The 282-nt window shown below is 44.3% G+C and carries 1 protein-coding gene; it reads right to left on the reverse strand.

Translation table 11 applies throughout. From position 1 onward, the window contains the following. Positions 1-282: hypothetical protein (locus tag AAEY88_RS13010; protein ID WP_350563056.1), on the reverse strand; the 282-nt coding region annotated here is incomplete at both ends.

A 282-nucleotide genomic window follows, 5' to 3' on the forward strand; every position in this document is an offset into this window, starting at 1 on the left:
GTTCAGGCAAGTTTTCTATATTGATAAAGTCAATACCCAGTGGTTCAACAAGCTCTGAGTCACCTAAAAAACAAGGTGTTTGCTGTAGTAAGGCTTTGAGTGTTTCGGGTTGACCATTAGGTGGCAGTATAACCGTGCAACCGCGCAAGGTGAGTGCCATTAAACTCACCGCAAACTTATAAGTGTTAGTGCTATATAACACCACAGATGTGGGCGCTGTGGCCGGTGAATACTTAGCTAATAGCCGATTAACATCGCTAACAAACTGGCGTTGTGTCACTG

This window comes from Psychrobacter sp. CAL346-MNA-CIBAN-0220 (assembly GCF_040309805.1).
GTDB lineage: Bacteria > Pseudomonadota > Gammaproteobacteria > Pseudomonadales > Moraxellaceae > Psychrobacter.